Here is a 13,398-nt window from a genome sequence, read left to right as displayed (position 1 = left end):
GCCAACCCAATGCAGTTCTTCTGCAGCATGATTCAGGCGGGTAGCCGGCTGGGCTATCAAGAGTCCGCCGAACTGTGCGCGCAATACCTGGCGCCAATCCTCGATGCGATCAAGTTCAACTACCTCCCGTTCGGAACGAACCTGTTCAGCACCGCCGAAACGCTCCCTAAAGAAGTCGCTTACTCGGAGCCGCGGCTGCACCCACCGAACGGATACAAAGACACCACGGTGCCCGGGATCTGGGTGCCCGACACCCCCCTATCGCATCGCAACACTCAGCCCGGCTGGGTGGTCGCGCCGGGTATGCAGGGCACGCAGGTGGGACCGATCACGAGCGGCCTGTTGACCCCCGAATCCCTCGCCGAGTTGATGGGCGGTCCTGACATGGCGCCCCCGCCGTCCGGGCTGCAGACTCCGCCCGGGCCGCCGAACGCCTACGACGAGTACCCGATGTTGCCGCCCGTCGGCTTGCACGCGCCGCAAGTGCCGATCCCACCGCCGCCGCCGGCACCCGGCGTGGTCCCGGGTCCGGTCGCGCCGACGCCCGCGCCTGCCGGACCATCGCCAGCCGCCGAGTCGACCGCTTCGACAGGACCGGGCTCATGAGGCGCGCGGGGAGCGCGATGCGCGCGAGGAGCAAGCCGAACCAACGAACCCCGAGGCGCGCGCCGGGCGCTCGGGTGCGATGCCGAATCTTTCACCGGCTGGCTCTACTGATGGCTGTCGTCGCGCTGACGTCGTGCGCGAACTGGCGCGGAATCGCGAATTTACCGATGCCCGGCGGTCCCGGCACCGGGCCCGGCTCCTACACCCTCTACGTGCAAATTCCCGACGCGCTGGCGATGAACAACAACAGCCGGGTGCAAGTGGCCGACGTGTTCGTCGGCACGGTTCGCGCGATCCAACTGAAGAACTGGGTCGCCACGCTGACGTTACGTATGGACAAGAACGTCAAATTACCCAGGAACGCGACCGCCAAGATCGGGCAGACAACCCTCCTGGGTTCTCAGCATCTGGAACTGGCCGCGCCACCCAATCCGTCCCCCGAGCTGCTGAAGGACGGCGACACCATCCCGCTGAAGAATTCGTCCGATTACCCCACGATCGAGCAGACGCTGGCCAGCCTTGCCCTCGTCGTGCGCGGCGGCGGCATCCCGAACCTGGAAGTGCTGGCAAACGAGGTCTACAACGTCGTGAACGGGCGCGCCGAGCAGATCCGTGCCTTCCTCGGCAAGCTGGACACCTTCACCGCCCGCCTCAATGAGCAACGCGATGACATCACCCGAGCCATCGATTCCACCAACCGGTTGCTGGCGTATGTGGGTCCCCGCTCGGACGTCCTGGATCGGGCCCTGACCGAATTCCCGCCCGTAATCAAATATTTCGCGGACAAACAGAACCTGTTGATCAACTCGGTCGAAGCGACCGGGGCGCTCAGCCAGGTATCCGAGCAATACTTATCCGCCTCGGTCAGCAACGTCCACCAAGATCTGCTCTCGCTGCAGTGCCCGTTGCGGGAACTCGGCCGTGCCTCACCGTATTTGATCCGCGCCATCAAGCTGCTCATCGCCCGGCCGTTCGACCTCGACGCCGTGCAGAAGGCGATCCGCGGCGACTACTACAACCTGTCGGTGACGCTCGACCTGACCATGAGCGCGGTCGACAACGCGGTCCTCACCGGGACCGGATTCGCCGGAGCGCTGCGCGCGCTCGAGCAGTCGTGGGGCCGCGACCCCGAAACGATGATTCCCGACGTCCGCTACACGTCGAATCCGAACGACGCCCCGGGCGGCCCGCTGGTCGAAAGGGCGGATAGGCAATGCTGACCCGCTTCATCAAACGCCAGCTTGTCACGTTGGGCATCCTGACCACGATCATCGCGATTGCCCTGGGCTGGTACTACCTGCAGATTCCCACTGCGGTGGGGATCGGCCAGTACACGCTGAAGGCCGACCTACCCGCGTCCGGCGGTCTGTACAAGACGGCCAACGTGACTTACCGCGGTCAAACCATCGGCAAGGTCACCGCCGTTGAGCCAACCAAGACCGGCGCGCGGGTGACCATGAGCATCGGCGACCGCTACAAGATTCCCGTCGACGCGTCCGCGAACGTGCATTCGGTGTCGGCGGTCGGCGAACAATATCTTGACCTGGTATCGGTAGGAAACCCGGGCAAATTCTTCTCGCCGGGACAAACCATCACCAAGGGCACCGTGCCCACAGCGATCGGGCCGGCGCTGGACGCCGCCAACCGCGAGCTGGCCGTACTACCGAAGGACAAGCTGGCCGCGCTGCTCGACGAAACAGGCCAGGCGGTAGGCGGATTGGGCCCCGCGCTGCAGCGACTGGTCGACGCGAGCCAGGCGATCGCCGGTGACTTCAGAGCCAACCTCTCCGATATCAACGACACCATCCAAAACTCCGGGCCGATCATCGACAGCCAGGTCAACTCGGGTGACTCGATCGAGCGCTACGCGCACAACCTCAACAGCTTGGCCACGCAGGCCGGGCAAAATGACCAGCACGTGCAACGCATCCTCACCGGTGCGGCACCGACCCTTGATCAGGTCAACTCGGTGTTCAGCGACGTCCGCGAGACACTGCCGCAGACACTGGCAAACCTCGAAATCACGCTGGACATGCTCAAGCGCTACCACAAGGGCGTCGAGCAACTACTGGTGGCGTATCCGCAGGGCGCCGCGGAAAGTCAGACGATCACGACGCCGTTCCCGGGCTACGCTGCGCTCGACACCGCGGTCACGATGAACCAGCCCCCGCCGTGTCTGACCGGGTTTCTCCCGGCATCCGAGTGGCGGTCTCCGGCGGATACCAGCCCGGCCCCGCTGCCGTCCGGAACGTTTTATTGCAAGATCCCGCAGGACACTCCGGCCAACGCGGTGCGTGGCGCACGCAACCTTCCGTGTGTCGACGTGCCCGGTAAACGCGCTGCGACACCGCGAGAGTGCCGCGACCCCAAACCGTACGTTCCGTTGGGAACCAACCCGTGGTACGGCGACCCCAACCAGATCGTGACCTGCCCGGCGCCCGCGGCGCGCTGTGACCAGCCGGTGAAACCGGGGCTGGTGATGCCCGCGCCGTCGGTCGACAACGGCCTCAACCCGGCGCCCTCCGACCGGGTGGCAGGGACGCCGCCCCCGATCAGCGATCCGCTGCGTCGGCCGGGGTCGGGCACCGTCGAATGCAACGGGCAGCAGCCCAACCCCTGCGTCTACACGCCCAGCGGGCCCCCAACGGCCGTTTACAGCCCGCAGAGCGGCGAACTGATAGGGCCCGATGGTGTCGAGTACACGGTCAAGAATTCGAGCGGAACAGGAGACGACGGCTGGAAGGACATGCTGACGCCACCGGGTTGAAGCCCGCCGACACCAGCGTCCCGTCCATGAGACATTCAATCTTGCTTGTTTACAGCACTTTTCAACTGAGGCTAGACGACGGTGACCTCAGCCGGTCCCGCCTGTGCCGTTCATAAGCCCGACGCTCGCCTGCGACTTTCGACTGACCGTCAGGGCTCAGCCGGCGGGATAGCCGACCGATTTGATCTCGGTGTACTGGTCGAACCCGGCGACACCGTTTTGGCGGCCCACCCCGCTGTACTTGTACCCCCCGAACGGGGTGTCGGCGCCGTACGGTGCGCCGCCGTTGACGCCCATGAAGCCGGCCCGGATCCGGCGCGCCACCGCCAGCGAGCGCTCCAGCGAGCCCGACATGACGTTGCCCGCCAGCCCGTACTTGCTGTCGTTGGCGATCCGGATCGCGTCCTCCTCGTCGTCGAACGGGATGACTGCCAGCACCGGGCCGAAGATCTCCTCCTGCGCGATTGTCATGGAGTTGTCGACGTCGGTGAAAAGCGTTGGCCTGACGAAGAATCCCTTGTCAAAGCCGGTGGGGGCGTCCGGCCCGCCGACCAGCGCGGTGGCGCCCTCCTCGACGCCCTTGCGGATGTAGCCCATCACGCGGTTGCGCTGTACCTCCGAAATCACCGGCCCGCACAGCGTTCCGGGATCCTGCGGGTCGCCGCACGTGACGTTCTCGTAGATACCCTTCAGAATCTCGACACCCTCGTCGTAACGGGACCGCGGCAACAGCATCCGGGTCGGGTTCGCACAGCCCTGCCCGGCGTGCATGCACGGCGCGATGCCGATCGCGCATGCCATCCCGAAATCGGCGTCCTCCAAGACGATGGTGGCCGACTTGCCGCCTAGCTCCAGGAAAAGACGCTTCATGGTGGCCGCGCCCTTTTCCATGATTCGCTGCCCGACCACGGTCGAGCCGGTGAACGAGATCAGGTCCACCTTCGGCGACAGCGTGAGCTCCTCGCCCACGAAGTGATCCGACGCGGTGACGACGTTCACGACGCCCGCGGGGATGTCGGTCTTCTCGGCGATCAACCGGCCCAGCCGGGTGGCGTTGAACGGGGTGTTCGGCGCGGGCTTGAGCACCACGGTGTTTCCGGTGCCGAGCGCCTGGCCGAGCTTGTTGAGGGTCACCTCGAAGGGGAAGTTCCACGGCACGATGGCGCCGACCACGCCCACCGGCTCGCGCCAGACCTTGCGGGTGGTCAGCGTGCCGGTCAGGCTGATCACCTTGTCACCCAAGTCGGTTTCCCAGGCGTACTCGTCGATCAGCCTGGCGGGGTACTTCAGCCCGTCTTCGAGTGGGGCGTCCAGCTGCGGGCCGAACGTGATGGCCCGGGGCGAGCCCACCTCCAGGATGAGCTCCTCGCGCAGCTCTTCCTTTTCCGACTCGATCGCCTCGTGCAGCTGCAGCAGGCAGCGCTTCCGCAGCTCCCGGTTGGTGGACCAGTCGCTCTCGTCGAAGGCACGTCGGGCGGCGTCGATGGCCCGGTGCATGTCCTCCTTGGAGGCGTCAGCGACCTCCCCGAGCGGCTCCTCGGTCGCCGGGTTGATGTTGGTGAAGGTGCCGGCTTGCCCGTCGACGAGCTTGCCGTCGATCATCATCTTGGGCTCGAAGCGGACCTTTACAGCCTCGGTCATGTTTGTCACTCTCTTCTGAGTCGTTCAGGGGCTACGGAGAGCCTTACCGGAAACTAGCCGATTGGCAAGGTCCAACGCTTGCCGGGGCCGGTTATTGGGGGTCGAACAGCACCGGCACCGACGTGGGTGAGCGGAAAACCTGCCCGCGGATGTGCGGATCGTCCGCGGCGGGATCCAGCCGCAGGTTGGGCAGCCGGTCGAGCAAAAGGTTGATAGCGGTGCGCATTTCCAGCCGCGCCAGGTGCATGCCGAGGCAGACGTGCACGCCGTGCCCCCAGCCCAGGTGCGCCCTGGCCTGCCTGAAGATGTCGAACGTGTCCGGGTCGGGGTAGCGATCCTCCTGCCGGTTGGCGGAGCCCAGCATCGGCATCACCGTCGAGCCGGCCGGTATCGGCACCCCACCGAGTTCGGTGTCGCGGGTGGCCACCCGGGTGATGGTCAGCAGGGGTGGTTCCCACCGCACACCCTCCTCGATCGCCTGCGGCAGCAGCGACCGGTCCGCGCGGATGGCGTCCAGCTGCGCGGGATCCGACAGCAGCGCGAGCAGCAGGCTGCCCAGCGCCCGGTATGTCGTCTCCACTCCGGCGGGCAGCAGCAACCGCAAGAACGAGTAGATCTCTTCGTCTGCCAGTTTCTCGCCGTCGATCTCCGCCTCGGCCAGCGCGCTGATCAGATCATCCTTGGGTTCGGCGCGGCGGGCCTGCAAGATGGGCGCGAAGTAGTCGCAAAGCGCGGCCGACGCGGCAAGGCCGCGTTCGGGATTCAAGATCCAACTCAGCAGCGAGATCGACCACCGCTGGAACTGGGGATAGTCCTCCTCCGGCAGGCCCAGCAGACCCGCGATGATCTGACTCGGGTAGTCGAAGGTGAATTCCTTGACCAGATCCGCCTTGCCGTTCGCCGCGAACTTGTCGATCAGGTTGTTCGCCACCCGCCCGACCAACTCGTCTTCCCAGCGCGCCAATGCCTTCTGCGAGAACGCCTTTGACACCAGTGACCGCAGCCGGCCATGCACCGGTTCGTCCATACCCAGCATGACGCGCTCCCCCAATACCGGGCCGAACGCCGCGATGACGGCCGCCGACGAGAACGTCTCGTTGTCGCGCAGCATCTGCTGGGCTTCTTCGTGGCGGTAGACGATGAAAACCGGTTTGGATTCCTCGTGCGGCATGCCGGAGACATCCAGGCGCTGGATGGGCTCCTCGCGGCGCAGCCGCGCCAGTTCGGTGTACGGGTCGCGCACATCGCCGGAGACCGCGTCGTCGAAGGCGCCGAAGTCCTCCAGGTCGTCGAAAAGCTGTTCCATTATTTCCCCTCACTCCCCGTGCGGCGCTTGGCCGCAAGGGCGGCCAAGCGCTGTAGTACCGGCTGCGGTAGCACCCGCGCGGCAAGCACCATCGCCTTTTGGCCACCCGTCAAAGGCCACGCCCCGTCCCGCATCGAACCCTGTCTGGGTATGCCCAGCACGATCCGCGACACGTGGTGCATGCCCGAAGCCGGCAGGATCCTGTTGGCGGCCAGCAACATCGAGGCATCGGCGCCGATACCGCGGCGGCGGAACGGCACCCGGTCATCCAGCGCCTTGAGCAGGCCGTCGGTGAACCGCTCGGGCGGCCTGGCGAGTTTCATCGCCGCCCTGCCCCGGCTGTTCATGGTGTTGTGCAGCCGGGCGTACGGGCCGCCGAAGTCGCGATTGTCGGTGGTCCCCGCGTCCGTGATGATCTCGGTGTCGTACATGCCGGCCACCAGGACGGTGACACCGAGACCGAACGGCGCGATCTCGCACGCCATCGATTCCCCCCACCGCTCCAGCGCCCCCTTGGCCGCCGAATACGGTGCGGTGGCGGGTTGGCCCCGCACACCGGCAGCGCTGGACACCAGGACGATCCGCCCTTGGCCGGCCGCCCGCATCGACGGCAACAGAGCCTGGGTGAGCGCGACGGGGCCCAGGACGCTGGTGGCAATCATTCGCTCCCACAGCGCCATATCGGACTCCTCGACCATCCCGGCTGCGGAGATCCCGGCGTTGTGCACCAATGCATAAGGTGCGCCGACGGCTTCTTCGATGGCCTTGGCCGCCGCGGACACCGACGGTTGGTCCGTCAGGTCGAGTTGCACACCGATCAGCCTGTCGTCGTCTGGGATCGCCCCCGTCGCGTCCCGTAGCAACGGGAGGGCGCGCTCGGGTGTTCGCATGGCGGCCACCACGCGCCAGCCTTCGCGGTAGAGGCGCACGGCCGAGGCGAACCCCAGGCCGCGGGACGCCCCGGTGATGACGACGGCGCGCGGATCAGCCATGCGCGCTCGGAGTTGCGCAGGCGCCTACACCCGGCGGTGGCGGATCGACGTGCGGCCGCCCGTTCGGCTGGCCGCTCATCCAGGTCGACCAGATGCCCACCGAGTATGGGCCTTCCGCACCGGCCTTCTCGTAGAAGCCCTGCGGGTCATAGACTTTGGCTTCCGGGTAAGGCCATGGGCAGGCAACGGACGTCGCCGCCTTGGTGGCCTTGATGACGGCGAACCATGCCCCGTAGGCGAAGTAGGACACGTTGATGATGGCGAACATCACCAGGAACGTGCCCAGCACCGGGCGCGTCGGGAAGATCCTGGCCTTCGCGGCCAGCTTCTCGGCCACCGATTTGCCGGTGTCGTCGCGGTAGCAGAGTATGGCCGCGGGGACCATCACGAATGTCACCGAGAACGACTCCCAGATCAGCGGGAACTGGAACGTCGTGCCGGTGAACACCGAGCCCCACGGAATCACCTGGGAATAGATGTACATGCCCATGTGGACGAGCTGGATCTCCAGCCAGGCGTCGAAGACGAAGCCGATCGCACAGGTCAGCAGACCCAGGCTGACCAACGGGTGCCGCGACACGAACGCCGTCGGACCGTACTTGGCCTGCAGCTTGCGCAGGATCCAGATCGCCGGGAAGTAGGGTCCGAAATAGAAAGTGACGTAGCCGAATACCACGAACGGCTCAACGGTCGGCGACAGCGACACCAGCGGCCAGGACTCCGGCCAGTGGATGAGGTCGGGGTTGTACACCGCGAACGGGGCCCAGTTCATGATCGGGTCCTGCCAGACGATCAGCGTGGTGCACAGGAACATCAGCATCACCGGGCTGCCCGGGTTGCGGCGCCAGCCCCTGATGAACACCACGAGCAGGACGAGCAGCATGATGACGGTGGAAATGTGCAGGAACGTGATGTAGTCCAGGCCGAAGATGAACCTCACCGGGCGCGGACGGCCTTGCACGTTCGGATTGGCCACGCGCGGGTCGAGGGCGACGCGGCAGTTCGCGATGAAGAAGAGCACGAACGCGGCGAGTGCGGCACCGGCGATCCAGCCGCCCCATCCGCGCTTCTCCCTACGCCGCGGAGATGCCGGTTTTTCCTGTGCCGCAGGCGGTATGGATTGGTCAGTGCTCATGTCTTTGCCTCAATCTCCGAAGCGATCGATGAGACGCGAGTTGGTGCCGTCGGCATCGAGCATCCGCGCCACCAGATAGCCGGCGCCCATCCAGGCGCGGCGGGTCCATTTCCCGAAGGAGACACGAGTGCCGGGGGCGCCCGAGGCGGCGGGCATCATCTTCACCCGCTCCAATGCCTCTTTGACGCCGCGCGGGCTGAGTGGGTGGGCGTCGGCAAAGGCACGGACGAGTGTGGCGGCAACGTCACGGTTGACCACCGATACGCAGTATCCGGGACGGCTGCCGCCGTATTTCATCGCGTACCGGTCGAGGAAGTCCTGGCCGAGCCGGTTCTCCTCGTCGTACTGGTCGACCCCTACCCAGCCCATGAACGCGTTCCACATGATGGGGTTCACCCAGGCGTTCTGGAAAGCCGTGGTGGTGAATCGCGGTGGATCCCAGTCGACGGCTTCCAGCGCGGGGTTGATGAACACGATGCCGAAGCCGAAGCCTAGGTGCACGATCGCCTCGGACTTGGCTTCGTGCAGGGTGCGCACGGCCTCGTTGATGTCTTGCGCGGTCTGCGCGATCGCCGCCTCCGCGACGATGCGAATCCCCTTGCGCCGGCATGCGGTTCGCAGGTTCTTCAGGTAGCTTTCGCCGATCAGGTTCTGCTCCACGAGGACTCCGATCTCGGAGAGGCCTCGTTTGGCGACGAGATCGGCGATGAAGATCGGCTCGTCGGTCATCGAGCCCTGCGGGAAGGCGAAGGTCCATTCGCCCAGCCAGTCATCGGTGCCGGTGACGCTGATCGCCGGTACCTTGAACCGCTCCTCGATCGCCTCGCGGGTCGGCACGCAGTTGTCGGTGATGTGCGGCCCGAACACCACCAGGCAGCCCTCGTCGACGAGCTCGCCGAACGCGTCGATCACGGCCTTGACCGAACCCTTGGGTAGGCCCTCCACCTCGCGGTAGATCATTTGCACGGGTCGATCGATCAGGCCCTGTTCGACGGCTTCTTCGAAGATGAGGTCGAAGCACCGCGTGAAACTCGCCATCAATTCTTCCGGGAATCCCGGTGGCAGCGTGAAGTCCATCAGGTAGCCGACCTTGATCGGCTCAGCGCTGCTTTCGTAGGACATCTGACCTCCCGGGTGACGGATTTCACGCGCGCCGATTCATGACAAACCTAATATTTGTTCAGACACTAGCGGTGGCGGTATGTAGCGTCAATCATCCGCCCGCGCCGCCCAGATAGATCTCGATCATGTCGCCCAGGGCCCTGCCCACCGTCACGTCGTCGGTGAGCGGTCCCGCGATCGCGGCTCGAGCCGCCTCGCGCATGGTCAGCCCTTCCGCGACCAGCCTGCCGGCGGCGATGAGCACGCGGGTCGACGCGACCTCGCGCAGCCCGCCGGTTTCCAGTCGGCGGATGGCTTGCCCGAAACGGACCAGCTCCGCGGCGGTGGCACCGTCGACGCCGGCCTCGTGTGCGACGATCCCCTCTTCGACATCGGCTGCGGGGAAATCGAATTCGATCGCAACCATGCGCTGCCGGGTCGAATCCTTGAGATCCTTCAGCACGCTCTGGTAACCGGGGTTGTAGGACACCACCAGGCCGAAACCGGGCGCCGCGTCGAGCGTGACCCCCAGTCGCTCGATCGGCAGTTGTCGCCGGTGATCCGCGAGGGGATGCAGCACCACGGTGGTGTCCTGCCTTGCCTCCACCACCTCGTCGAGATAGCAGATCGCGCCCTCGCGCACCGCGCGCGTCAGCGGACCGTCCACCCACACGGTCTCGTCACCCTGCAGCAGATACCGGCCGACGAGGTCCGCGGTGGTGAGGTCGTCATGACAGGCGACGGTGATCAACGGCCGGCCGAGGTCGTGGGCCATCGCCTCGACGAACCGGGTCTTGCCGCAACCCGTCGGTCCCTTCAGGACGAGCGCCAGACCCTGGCGGTACGCCGCCTTGAAAACGGCTTCCTCGCCGCCGATTGCTTTGTAGTAGGGCCGCGCCCCCTCAAGCCCGGAGATCGCGCCGTTCCGGTCCGCAAGCCGGGACTCGTTGGCCATGGCTTCCCTTCTGCTATCCACGGATAACCGACCCTATCGCGGAACAGATGTTTGTTTCAAGCTGTCTGACGAGCGGGTTTAGCCTGAACATCTGTATCGGCCACTCCTTTTACGACACCCTGCGGCGGACCTCGGCCGAGCGCAGTGCGGACCGGAACAGCGGCCCGATCACGCCGGCGAGCTGGTCGGGGCGCGCGATCGTCGCGTGCGCGGCGCTACCGAAGACCCGGCGCAGCGACGCCACGTCGGTCGCCGCGCCGATGGTCAGGCACACGCAGCCGGTGCCGCGGCGGCGCACCTCGGCCAGGGCGCGGCGCGCGTCGGCGGCACCGTAGGGCCGCTCGTAGCCGTGGTCGTATGCGAGCCCGTCGGACAGCACCACCAGCAGCCGCCGGGAGGTACCACCGCGCGCCTCCAGCACCGCCGAGCCGTGCCGGATGGCCGCGCCGAGGCGGGAGTAGGCGCCGGGTTCAAGGCTGTTGAGCCGCTTCATCACTCGGGTGTCGAGGTGATCGTCAAATCGCTTGACCGGCACCACGCTCACCGCCCGCCGGCCCTGCGAGTAATAGGCATAGAGCGCGACTCGGTCTCCCAGGTCGTGGAGCGCGACGGTGAGGTTGGCGACCGCCGCGCGCTGCTGCTCGTGCACGGTCCGCCCGACCGTGCCGGGCTCCGCCGCCGACCCGGACACGTCGAGCAGCAGCAGCACCGACAGGTCCCGCCGGCGGCGCAGGCTGTCGAGGTACACCGCCTCGTCGGGCACCGAGCCCGCCAGCACCTCGACCCGGGCCTCGACCGCCGCGTCGATGTCGATGTCGTCGCCCAGCGACTGCCGGTGCCGGCGATGCAGACCCATCCCGAGCCGCGACAACGGGCGGCGCACGCTGATGGCGGCTTCGATCGCATGCGTCGCCGACGGTTTGATCTCCGCCTCGACCTCGCGCACCGTGCACCATGCGGGACGGTACTTCTTGCGACCCGCGTCCCATTCCGGGTACGTGGCACCGTAAGTGGGCTTCAGGTCTTCGCCGTCCTCGCTCGACGTGGCAGCCAGCGACGTCACCGCATGCAAGCCGCGCTTTGTGGAGTTGGTCCGATGGGTCGGGGTGTCCGCGCCGGGCGGTCCGCCGCCGCTGCCGGTCTTGCGCGCCGACGACAGCATCTTCTTCAGCCACTTGCCGATGAAACCGCCACCACCCACCGGGCTGGTGAACATATCGGGATCGTCCGAATCGTCGGTCTCGCCGTCGTCGAGTTCTTCCAATTCCTTCGCGCCGCTGCTCCTTGGGACATGCCCGGGCTTTTCGCCTTCCCGTTGCTCGGCCGCCCGGTCAGACGCGGCCAACACCTTCGCCGCACGGACGACGCCGAATTCCGGTGCCGGGTCGTTGATCGGCCCCCGCTCCTCGGCGATCCGCAGCGAAGCGGCGGGCGAATCGCTGCGGCTCGCGATGTCGCGGTCGCCCAGGGATGCCAGAACGCCCGGCAGCAGGTGGTCATTCGCGACGAGGGCCCGGTGCGCCTCCACCGCCAGATAGCGCCTGGCCAGCCGAGGGTGGCGCAGCAGCGGACGCATCACGTCCGGGTCCAGGCTGCCGGCCGCGATCATCGAGGCCTGCACGGCAACGGCTTCGAGCTGCCCGCGGGCGCTCGCACCCGTGTCGACATGAATCGCCTGGCCGTCGGTCCACGACGGTTCGCCCGGTCGCAGCGCGGCCACCGCCACGGCTCGGCCCGCGAGTGCGGAGGCGAGCAGGCCGAGGCCCGGCAACCGGTCACCACGCACCTCGGTCGACACGCTCATTCTCCGAACCCGTTTGGACTTCGTTGACCAAATATCTGTTCCACCGTAAAGTCCGGTGCCACCGCAGTCAATCGAGACGACGACGAAGGCAAGGAGCACATGGCGATCGACTTCACCGGCCAGGTCGCGGTGGTCACCGGCGGCGGGCGCGGCCTGGGGCGGCTATACGCTCTGGACCTCGCGCGCCGGGGCGCCGCTGTGGTGGTCAACGACATTGGCGGTTCGATGCGGGGAGAGGGCGCGGACTCCGGCGTCGCCGACGACGTGGTCGACGAGATCCGGAAGGACGGCGGGACCGCCATCGCCTCTTACGATTCGGTCGACAGCCCGGCCGGCGGCCAGGCGATCGTCGACGCGGCCGTGGGCTCGTTCGGGCGACTGGACGCGGTGATCAGCAACGCCGGCATCTTCGGCAGCGCGCCCTTCGAGGACCTCTCCCTCGACGACTGGACTCGAATGCTGCGCGTGCATCTCGACGGCGGCTTTCACCTGTCGCAGCCCGCCTACCGCGTGATGAAGAACAATGGGGGCGGGCGGTTCGTCTTCATCTCGTCGTCCGCAGGAATCTTCGGTCAGCCGATGGAGGCCCACTACGCCGCGGCGAAGGCCGGCCTGGTCGGGTTGACGAACGTGATCGCGATCGAGGGTGAGGCACACGGCATCGTCGCGAATTCCGTTATGCCGACCGGCTTCTCGCGGATGGTCACCGAGACCGTCGGCGACGAGAAGTTCCTCGCCGAATCGGGCTTCATGCAGGCCATCAGGCCCGAGCTCGTCGTGCCGTTGGTGATCTTTCTCGCCAGCAGCGCGTGCACGTTCACCCACCGCAACTATTCGGCCGCCGCCGGCCGCTATGCGCGGGTGTTCGTCGGCCTGAGCGAAGGGTGGCTCGCGGACGCCGACAGCCAACCGACGGCCGAAGACATCGCGGCGCATCTCGACGAGATCTCGTCGACGGAGAAGTTCATCGTGCCCGCGTCCATCGTGGACGAGGTGCTGGAAGTGTGCGAGCGACGCGGCGTCAGCCCGATGCCGGGCAACGCGGAGGTCGCCTTCCCCGAACACCAACGCAACGGGAGCTGAGCGTGGCC

10 protein-coding genes and 1 pseudogene are annotated in these 13,398 nt (G+C 66.6%); 4 read left to right on the top strand and 7 right to left on the bottom strand.

What is annotated here, in order from left to right:
• From A5678_RS25680 to A5678_RS25670, 3 genes and pseudogenes are all read left to right on the top strand, one after another.
• Positions 1-606, top strand: a pseudogene (locus A5678_RS25680) (mammalian cell entry protein); the annotation flags it as partial.
• A 110-nt stretch (positions 607-716) separates the two neighbouring features.
• Positions 717-1,826, top strand: coding sequence for a virulence factor Mce family protein (locus tag A5678_RS25675; protein ID WP_231983770.1), 1,110 nt, complete (start codon positions 717-719; stop codon positions 1,824-1,826).
• Positions 1,820-3,373 (top strand): MCE family protein, encoded by a 1,554-nt coding sequence (locus A5678_RS25670; protein ID WP_068048926.1) that lies wholly within the window; start codon positions 1,820-1,822, stop codon positions 3,371-3,373. The genes A5678_RS25675 and A5678_RS25670 overlap by 7 nt, the downstream gene beginning before the upstream one ends.
• Before the next feature lie 156 nt (positions 3,374-3,529).
• Here the strand turns inward: A5678_RS25670 and A5678_RS25665 are convergent, their stop codons facing one another.
• The 7 genes from A5678_RS25665 to A5678_RS25635 all read right to left on the bottom strand — a co-directional run bounded on the left by A5678_RS25665 (position 3,530) and on the right by A5678_RS25635 (position 12,307).
• A complete protein-coding gene (locus A5678_RS25665) occupies positions 3,530-5,014 on the bottom strand; it encodes an aldehyde dehydrogenase family protein (RefSeq protein WP_068048923.1) in 1,485 nt (494 codons plus the stop codon).
• Positions 5,015-5,105: 91 nt separating this feature from the next.
• On the bottom strand, positions 5,106-6,320 hold the full coding sequence (locus tag A5678_RS25660) for a cytochrome P450 (RefSeq protein WP_068048921.1): 1,215 nt from the start codon (positions 6,318-6,320) through the stop codon (positions 5,106-5,108).
• Complete coding sequence (locus tag A5678_RS25655) at positions 6,320-7,312, bottom strand: SDR family oxidoreductase (protein ID WP_068048918.1); 993 nt, start codon at positions 7,310-7,312, stop codon at positions 6,320-6,322. Before A5678_RS25655 ends, A5678_RS25660 begins: the two co-directional genes overlap by 1 nt.
• Positions 7,305-8,447, bottom strand: coding sequence for a spirocyclase AveC family protein (locus A5678_RS25650; RefSeq protein ID WP_068048915.1), 1,143 nt, complete (start codon positions 8,445-8,447; stop codon positions 7,305-7,307). The genes A5678_RS25655 and A5678_RS25650 overlap by 8 nt, the downstream gene beginning before the upstream one ends.
• 9 nt (positions 8,448-8,456) lie before the next feature.
• Positions 8,457-9,569 carry an ABC transporter substrate-binding protein gene (locus A5678_RS25645; protein WP_068048912.1) on the bottom strand — a complete coding sequence of 371 codons (1,113 nt, stop codon included), beginning with the start codon at positions 9,567-9,569 and terminating at the stop codon, positions 8,457-8,459.
• Between the two features lie 91 nt (positions 9,570-9,660).
• On the bottom strand, positions 9,661-10,503 hold the full coding sequence (locus tag A5678_RS25640; protein WP_068048909.1) for a CbbQ/NirQ/NorQ/GpvN family protein: 843 nt from the start codon (positions 10,501-10,503) through the stop codon (positions 9,661-9,663).
• Positions 10,504-10,612: 109 nt separating this feature from the next.
• Entirely contained in the window at positions 10,613-12,307 is a 1,695-nt protein-coding gene (locus A5678_RS25635; protein ID WP_068048907.1) for a nitric oxide reductase activation protein NorD, read from the bottom strand.
• A 99-nt stretch (positions 12,308-12,406) separates the two neighbouring features.
• Between A5678_RS25635 and A5678_RS25630 the strand changes: the two genes are divergently transcribed.
• The gene (locus A5678_RS25630; RefSeq protein WP_068048904.1) at positions 12,407-13,390 is read left to right on the top strand and encodes an SDR family NAD(P)-dependent oxidoreductase; all 984 of its coding nucleotides are present in this window, start codon (positions 12,407-12,409) and stop codon (positions 13,388-13,390) included.
• Positions 13,391-13,398 lie beyond the last annotated feature (8 nt).

This window comes from Mycobacterium sp. E2733 (genome assembly GCF_001667585.1).
GTDB lineage: Bacteria > Actinomycetota > Actinomycetes > Mycobacteriales > Mycobacteriaceae > Mycobacterium.
The sequence above is the reverse complement of the archived record's forward strand: the minus strand, read 5'-3'. Positions and strand labels throughout refer to the sequence as shown.

Coding starts and splice junctions, on each gene's coding strand:
- A5678_RS25675 (WP_231983770.1), top strand. CDS start 717: ATGGCTGTCGTCGCGCTGACGTCGTGCGCGAACTGGCGCGGAATCGCG.
- A5678_RS25670 (WP_068048926.1), top strand. CDS start 1,820: ATGCTGACCCGCTTCATCAAACGCCAGCTTGTCACGTTGGGCATCCTG.
- A5678_RS25665 (WP_068048923.1), bottom strand. CDS start 5,014: ATGACCGAGGCTGTAAAGGTCCGCTTCGAGCCCAAGATGATGATCGAC.
- A5678_RS25660 (WP_068048921.1), bottom strand. CDS start 6,320: ATGGAACAGCTTTTCGACGACCTGGAGGACTTCGGCGCCTTCGACGAC.
- A5678_RS25655 (WP_068048918.1), bottom strand. CDS start 7,312: ATGGCTGATCCGCGCGCCGTCGTCATCACCGGGGCGTCCCGCGGCCTG.
- A5678_RS25650 (WP_068048915.1), bottom strand. CDS start 8,447: ATGAGCACTGACCAATCCATACCGCCTGCGGCACAGGAAAAACCGGCA.
- A5678_RS25645 (WP_068048912.1), bottom strand. CDS start 9,569: ATGTCCTACGAAAGCAGCGCTGAGCCGATCAAGGTCGGCTACCTGATG.
- A5678_RS25640 (WP_068048909.1), bottom strand. CDS start 10,503: ATGGCCAACGAGTCCCGGCTTGCGGACCGGAACGGCGCGATCTCCGGG.
- A5678_RS25635 (WP_068048907.1), bottom strand. CDS start 12,307: ATGAGCGTGTCGACCGAGGTGCGTGGTGACCGGTTGCCGGGCCTCGGC.
- A5678_RS25630 (WP_068048904.1), top strand. CDS start 12,407: ATGGCGATCGACTTCACCGGCCAGGTCGCGGTGGTCACCGGCGGCGGG.